Origin of the sequence: Lutibacter sp., from assembly GCF_041596795.1 — a bacterium.
Lineage (GTDB): Bacteria > Bacteroidota > Bacteroidia > Flavobacteriales > Flavobacteriaceae > Lutibacter.
This window is the reverse complement of sequence record NZ_JBFHHX010000172.1, coordinates 1-5,817: the sequence shown is the minus strand read 5'-3', so window position 1 is coordinate 5,817 and position 5,817 is coordinate 1. Positions and strand designations below refer to the sequence as shown.

Genomic DNA, 5,817 nt, shown 5'->3' with positions numbered 1-5,817 from the left:
GGTCGTTGGGATTGGAAAGCATTACGTAAAAAAGTGATGAAAAACGGGGTTAGAAACTCGCTTTTAGTTGCGCCAATGCCAACAGCATCAACATCGCAAATATTAGGAAATAATGAAGCTTTTGAGCCATATACTTCAAATATTTATACGCGAAGAGTTTTAAGTGGTGAGTTTATTGTGGTAAACAAACATTTGTTGGAAGATTTAGTAGAATTAGGTTTGTGGGATAATAGTATGAAAGAAAGTATTATGCGTGCTAATGGATCTATTCAACATATTGATGTGATTCCTCAAAACTTAAAAGATTTGTATAAAACGGTTTGGGAAATGAGTATGAAAGATATTATTGACATGTCTCGCCAAAGAGGATATTTTATAGATCAATCTCAATCGTTAAACTTGTTTATGCAAGATGCTAATTATGCAAAATTAACATCCATGCATTTTTATGCTTGGAAAAGTGGTTTAAAAACTGGTATGTATTATTTACGAACAAAAAGTGCTGTAAACGCCATTCAGTTTACCGTTTCTAAAGAGAAAAAAGTAGAAGATAAACCATTAACGCCAGAAGAATTAAAAGCCATGTTAATAGCTTCACAAAACAATCCAGACGATTGCGAAATGTGTGGTTCATAAAGTGTAATAATTTTTTGCCCAGAGAGTAAAGAGGTTGTCAAAAAGTAAATTTTAGTCAACCTGAACTTGTTTTAGGTTATCAAAATAATTGGTTCTCACTATGATGATATGCTGAATCAAGTTCAGCATATCGTTTTAAAAATTAATTAAACAACTTTTTTTTTTGAATTTTAAAAACTTAAAAAACAACAGGAATTACTACTTTTAAAAACTGTATTTTTATCAAAAAAAAGTAAACAATGCTTTCAGTACAAAATTTGTCAATTTCTTTTAAATCGGATGCGCAATGGAATACCGTTGTAAAAAACGTTTCTTTTGAATTAAATAATCAGCAAATTTTAGGAATTGTTGGAGAGTCTGGAAGCGGAAAATCTGTTACTTCATTGGCAATTTTAGGTTTACTGCCTAAAAGTGCAAAGGTTGAAGGAAATATTGTTTTTAACGATAGTAATCTTGCTGAAATTTCAGAACAGGAATTTCAAAAAATAAGAGGGAATCAAATTTCTATGATTTTTCAAGAACCTATGAGTTCTTTAAATCCAAGTTTAACGTGTGGATATCAGGTATTAGAAATTTTATTACAGCACAAAAAAATATCAAAAAAAGCAGCTAAATTAGAAGTAATTGAACTGTTTAATAAAGTAAAGTTACCAAGAGCGGAAGCTATTTACAATCAATATCCACATCAAATTTCTGGTGGACAAAAGCAACGTGTAATGATTGCGATGGCAATTGCGTGTAAACCAAAAATTTTAATTGCTGATGAACCTACAACGGCATTGGATGTTACGGTTCAAAAAGAAATTATTGAGTTGTTAAAAGAATTACAGCAAGAAACAGCAATGAGCATTATTTTTATTACCCACGATTTATCGTTGGTTTCAGAAATTGCAAATACCGTATTGGTAATGTACAAAGGCGAAATTGTTGAGCAAGGCTTGGTAGAACAGGTTTTTAAACAGCCAAAACACAATTATACAAAGGCGCTTATTAATTCAAAACCAAATTTGAATGAGCGTTTAAAAAAGTTACCAACGGTTAAAGATTTTATTGAAAAATCTGTTCAAAATGAAGTGTATTCTTCAAAAGAAAGAGCAGTATTTCATCAAAAAATATATGCTGAAAAACCACTTTTAAAAGTAAATGGGTTGGCTACTTATTTTAACACATCAAACAGTTTCTTTTTTAAAAATGATAATCTTGTAAAAGCAGTTGATGAGGTTTCTTTTCAATTGTTTGAAGGTGAAACATTGGGTTTGGTTGGTGAGTCTGGTTGTGGAAAAACTACTTTGGGAAGAACTATTTTACAATTAGAAAAAGCCACTAAAGGAACCATTTTTTATAAAGAAAAAGATGTAACTCATTTATCAAAACAAGAATTAAAAAATTTTAGAAAAGAAGTTCAAATTATATTTCAAGATCCTTTTTCATCGTTAAATCCTAGAATTCCGGTTGGACAAGCAATTATAGAACCGATGAAAGTTCATGGAATTTTCAATTCTTTTGAAGAGCGAAAAAAGTATGTTTTTGAAATTTTAGAGCGCGTTGGCTTACCAAAAGAACATTTTTACAGATATCCACATGAATTTTCTGGAGGACAACGTCAGCGAATTGGAATTGCCCGAACTATAGCTTTAAAACCAAAGTTAATTATTTGCGATGAATCTGTTTCTGCCTTGGATGTTTCTGTGCAAGCGCAAGTGTTAAATTTGCTGAATGAATTAAAACAAGATTTTGGGTTTACCTATATTTTTATATCGCACGATTTGGCGGTTGTAAAATATATGTCCGATCAATTGGTGGTTATGAATAAAGGGAAAATTGAAGAAATTGGCGACGCTGATGAGATTTATAAAGCACCAAAAACCGCGTATGCTCAAAAATTAATTGATGCAATTCCTAAAGGAATATAGTGCCAATAATTGTATATTGCGCCCAATATGAAAGGCTGTATTTTACATAGAATTAGTTGTATTGGAATTTTGCTAATTTCAATGGTTTCATATGCGCAACAGCCAACGGTTAAAAATGCTGAGCAAAATAATTTAGAGTTTCAACAGCATTTTTTTGAAGCTTTAAAACAAAAAGCAATCAATAATTTTAGTAAAGCTATTGAAAGTTTAGAAAAATGCAATCAGTTAAATGCTGATAATGTTGCTGTGGATTTTGAATTTTCTAAAAATTATTTACTTTCAAAAAAATATTTAGAGGCTGAAATATTTATAGATAAAGCATTGCAAAAGGAACCAGATAATAAGTTTTTGAAATTACATAAAGTAGCTATTTTTAAAGCGCAGCAAAATTTTATTGATGCTATTAAATTGCAAAAAGAATTGGTAGTAATGTACCCTAATTTAAGTGATGATTTGGTGTTGTTATTTATTCAAAATCAAGATTATAAAGCTGCAGAAGATTTAATTTTAGAAATCGATAAAAACGGATTAAAATCCTTAAAAACAATTGGTTATAAAGATTATTTAGCAAGTAGAAAGGAAACTGTTTCTGTTGTAAACACTCAAAATACAGTTGAAAATACTACAGTTGAAAGTTTAAGGCAAGAGTATAAAAAATCGAACGATTATGCCGTATTAAAACAACTGTTAGTATTAGAATTAAATCAGCAATTGTTTACTAATGTATATGAATATAGTAAAAGCGGATTGGAATTATATCCGGCACAACCATTTTTATATTTAATTAACGCAACAGCGCTTAATAAGCTTAAAAAATATAATGACGCAATTACCGTTCTTACTATTGGCATTGATTTTGTGATAGATGATACTGCAATAGAAGCAGATTTTTACCAACAGTTCTCAATTGCCTATTTAGGAGTTGACAACAAGGTAGAAGCTACTAAGTTTAAGCAAAAAGAAATGCAATTAAGAAATTAGACAGATGAAATATTTAAAAATAATAGTAATTTTATTCTTTGGTTTTACTTCGTGTAAATCAAGTAAAAATGTAGCTGATGGAGATGTACTAGAGGCTATTTCAACAAAAAAGATAATTAATAATCATTACAATAGTACTTTTAATCAAAAAACAATTGACGCTAAATTAAATGCTAAATATAGCGATAAAAAAACGAGTGCTTCGGTAACTATTAAATTGCGTATTGAAAAAGATAAAACAATTTGGATGAGCGCTACAAAATTAGGTTTTCCTTTGGCTAAAGTATTAATAACACCAACTAGAGTTAGTTATTACGAAAAATTGCAAGGGACTTTTTTTGATGGAGATTTTACACTGTTAAGTAAATTTTTAGGTACTGAATTGGATTATGATAAAGTGCAAAATATATTATTAGGTCAGGCTATTTTAAATTTAAAAAAAGGTGATTATAATTCTAAAATAGATGATAAATTGTATGAAATTTATCCCAAAAAAGACAATGAGTTATTTGGAATCTTATTTTTTATGAATCCTGATAATTTTAAAGTAAACCGACAAGAAATTAGAAATGAAGAAAAGAAACAATTATTAACGGTTTCTTATTCTGGATATAAAAAAATAAAAGGAGAACAATTTCCTGAAAATATTGCAATAAGAGCTATTGATAATACCAATATTACAACTATAAATATTGAATATAATTCAGTAGAGTTTAATGAAAAATTAACCTTTCCGTTTGAAATTCCTAATGGATATAAAGAAATTATTTTAAAATAATGCAGTTTAAAATCTATTTTCCTTTAGTTTTAATGGTGCTTTTTTTAAGTACTAATTTACAAGCTCAAAATTCTAAAAGGCAACAGTTAGAAGCAAGAAGAACACAAATTCAAAAAGATATTGTGTATATAAATGCCTTGCTTTCAAATACAAAAAAGAAAGAGACTAACTTGTTAAGTGATGTAAAAGATTTAAATCATAAAATAAAGGCTAGGGAAGAACTTATATCTGTAATTTCAAGTGAATCTAAAGAGTTGAATAATGAGATTTATGTTAATCAATTAGAAATTAACAAAAACCAACGCGATTTAGAAGCTTTAAAAAAGGATTATGCAGATATGATTTTTAAATCGTACCAAAGTAAATCTCAAAATAGTAGAATTATGTTTTTATTGTCTTCAGAAAACTTTTTTCAGGCTTATAAAAGATTTCAATATATGAAGCAATACACTTCTTTTAGAAAAAAACAAGGAGAAGAAATTCAGTTAAAAACTAAACGACTACAAGCTTTAACGGATACATTAAAAATAAAGAAAGATCAAAAAACAGCTTTGTTAAATGAGAAAAAGAAAGAGCAAACTGTAATTGAAAAAGAGAAAAAAGAGCAAGAAGTTTTATTAAGTCAGGTTAAAAAGAAAGAAGGAGATTATAAAAATCAAATTCAAAAATTTCAAAAAGAGGAAGAGCGAATTGATGCCCAAATTGATCGATTAATTAGAGAGGCCATTGCTGCATCTAATAGAAAGGCAGAAGGTTCTAAAACTACAACTGGTACTGCTACTGCAAGTACATCAACAGCGGGAACTTCAACAAAGGCAACTTTTACATTAACCGCAGAAGCTAAAGAATTGGCTTCAAAATTTACATCAAACAAAGGAAGTTTACCTTGGCCAGTAGAAAAAGGATTTGTTTCTACCTATTACGGAAAACAACCACATCCAATAGTTTCAAGTGCTACCATACAAAGTAATGGAGTTAGAATTACAACCGAACCTGGCAGTAAAGCTAGAGCGGTTTTTGAAGGCACTGTAATTGCTATACAGGTAATGAGTGGTAATCAGAAAGCAGTTTTAATACAACACGGAAATTACATTACAGTATACAAAAACTTAGAGAGTGTGTTTGTGAGTGATGGTAGTAAAGTAAGTACAAAACAAGAGATTGGAACTATTTTTACGGATAGGGTTACAGGTAAAACTATTTTAGGATTTATTTTATCTAAAAATACTGAAACTGAAAACCCAGCTTCTTGGATTTATAGAATGTAGTTTAATTTGCAAAAATGGCTTTTAATTCGGTAGCTTCTTGAGGTTTCATTTTTCCCGAAAGAATTAAACTCAATTGTTTTCTTCTTAAAGCACCTTCGTAACGTTGTTTTTCTAAATCGGTTTCTGGTGTAATTTGAGGAATAGTAATTGGAGTTCCGGTATTATCTACAGCAACAAATGTATAAATTCCTTCATTTACTTTTGTGCGTATTTGAGATTCTCTATCTTCAATCCAAACATC

At 29.4% G+C, this 5,817-nt stretch carries 5 protein-coding genes and 1 pseudogene; 5 read left to right on the top strand and 1 reads right to left on the bottom strand.

Translation table 11 applies throughout. The annotated features are described in order from the left end of the window. The 5 genes and pseudogenes from ABY298_RS14360 to ABY298_RS14340 form a co-directional block, all read left to right on the top strand. Positions 1-636, top strand: a pseudogene (locus ABY298_RS14360) (ribonucleoside-diphosphate reductase subunit alpha); the annotation flags it as partial. Between the two features lie 239 nt (positions 637-875). Beyond that, complete coding sequence (locus ABY298_RS14355) at positions 876-2,549, top strand: ABC transporter ATP-binding protein (protein WP_372746747.1); 1,674 nt, start codon at positions 876-878, stop codon at positions 2,547-2,549. Between the two features lie 27 nt (positions 2,550-2,576). After that, positions 2,577-3,530, top strand: coding sequence for a tetratricopeptide repeat protein (locus ABY298_RS14350; protein WP_372746746.1), 954 nt, complete (start codon positions 2,577-2,579; stop codon positions 3,528-3,530). A 4-nt stretch (positions 3,531-3,534) separates the two neighbouring features. Further along, complete coding sequence (locus ABY298_RS14345) at positions 3,535-4,308, top strand: DUF4292 domain-containing protein (RefSeq protein ID WP_372746745.1); 774 nt, start codon at positions 3,535-3,537, stop codon at positions 4,306-4,308. Beyond that, complete coding sequence (locus ABY298_RS14340; RefSeq protein ID WP_372746744.1) at positions 4,308-5,576, top strand: murein hydrolase activator EnvC; 1,269 nt, start codon at positions 4,308-4,310, stop codon at positions 5,574-5,576. The genes ABY298_RS14345 and ABY298_RS14340 overlap by 1 nt, the downstream gene beginning before the upstream one ends. 1 nt (position 5,577) lies before the next feature. On the opposite strand, the gene ABY298_RS14335 is transcribed toward ABY298_RS14340, so the two are convergent. Next, the coding region (locus tag ABY298_RS14335; RefSeq protein ID WP_372746743.1) for an acyl-CoA thioesterase at positions 5,578-5,817 on the bottom strand (240 nt) is incomplete at its 5' end.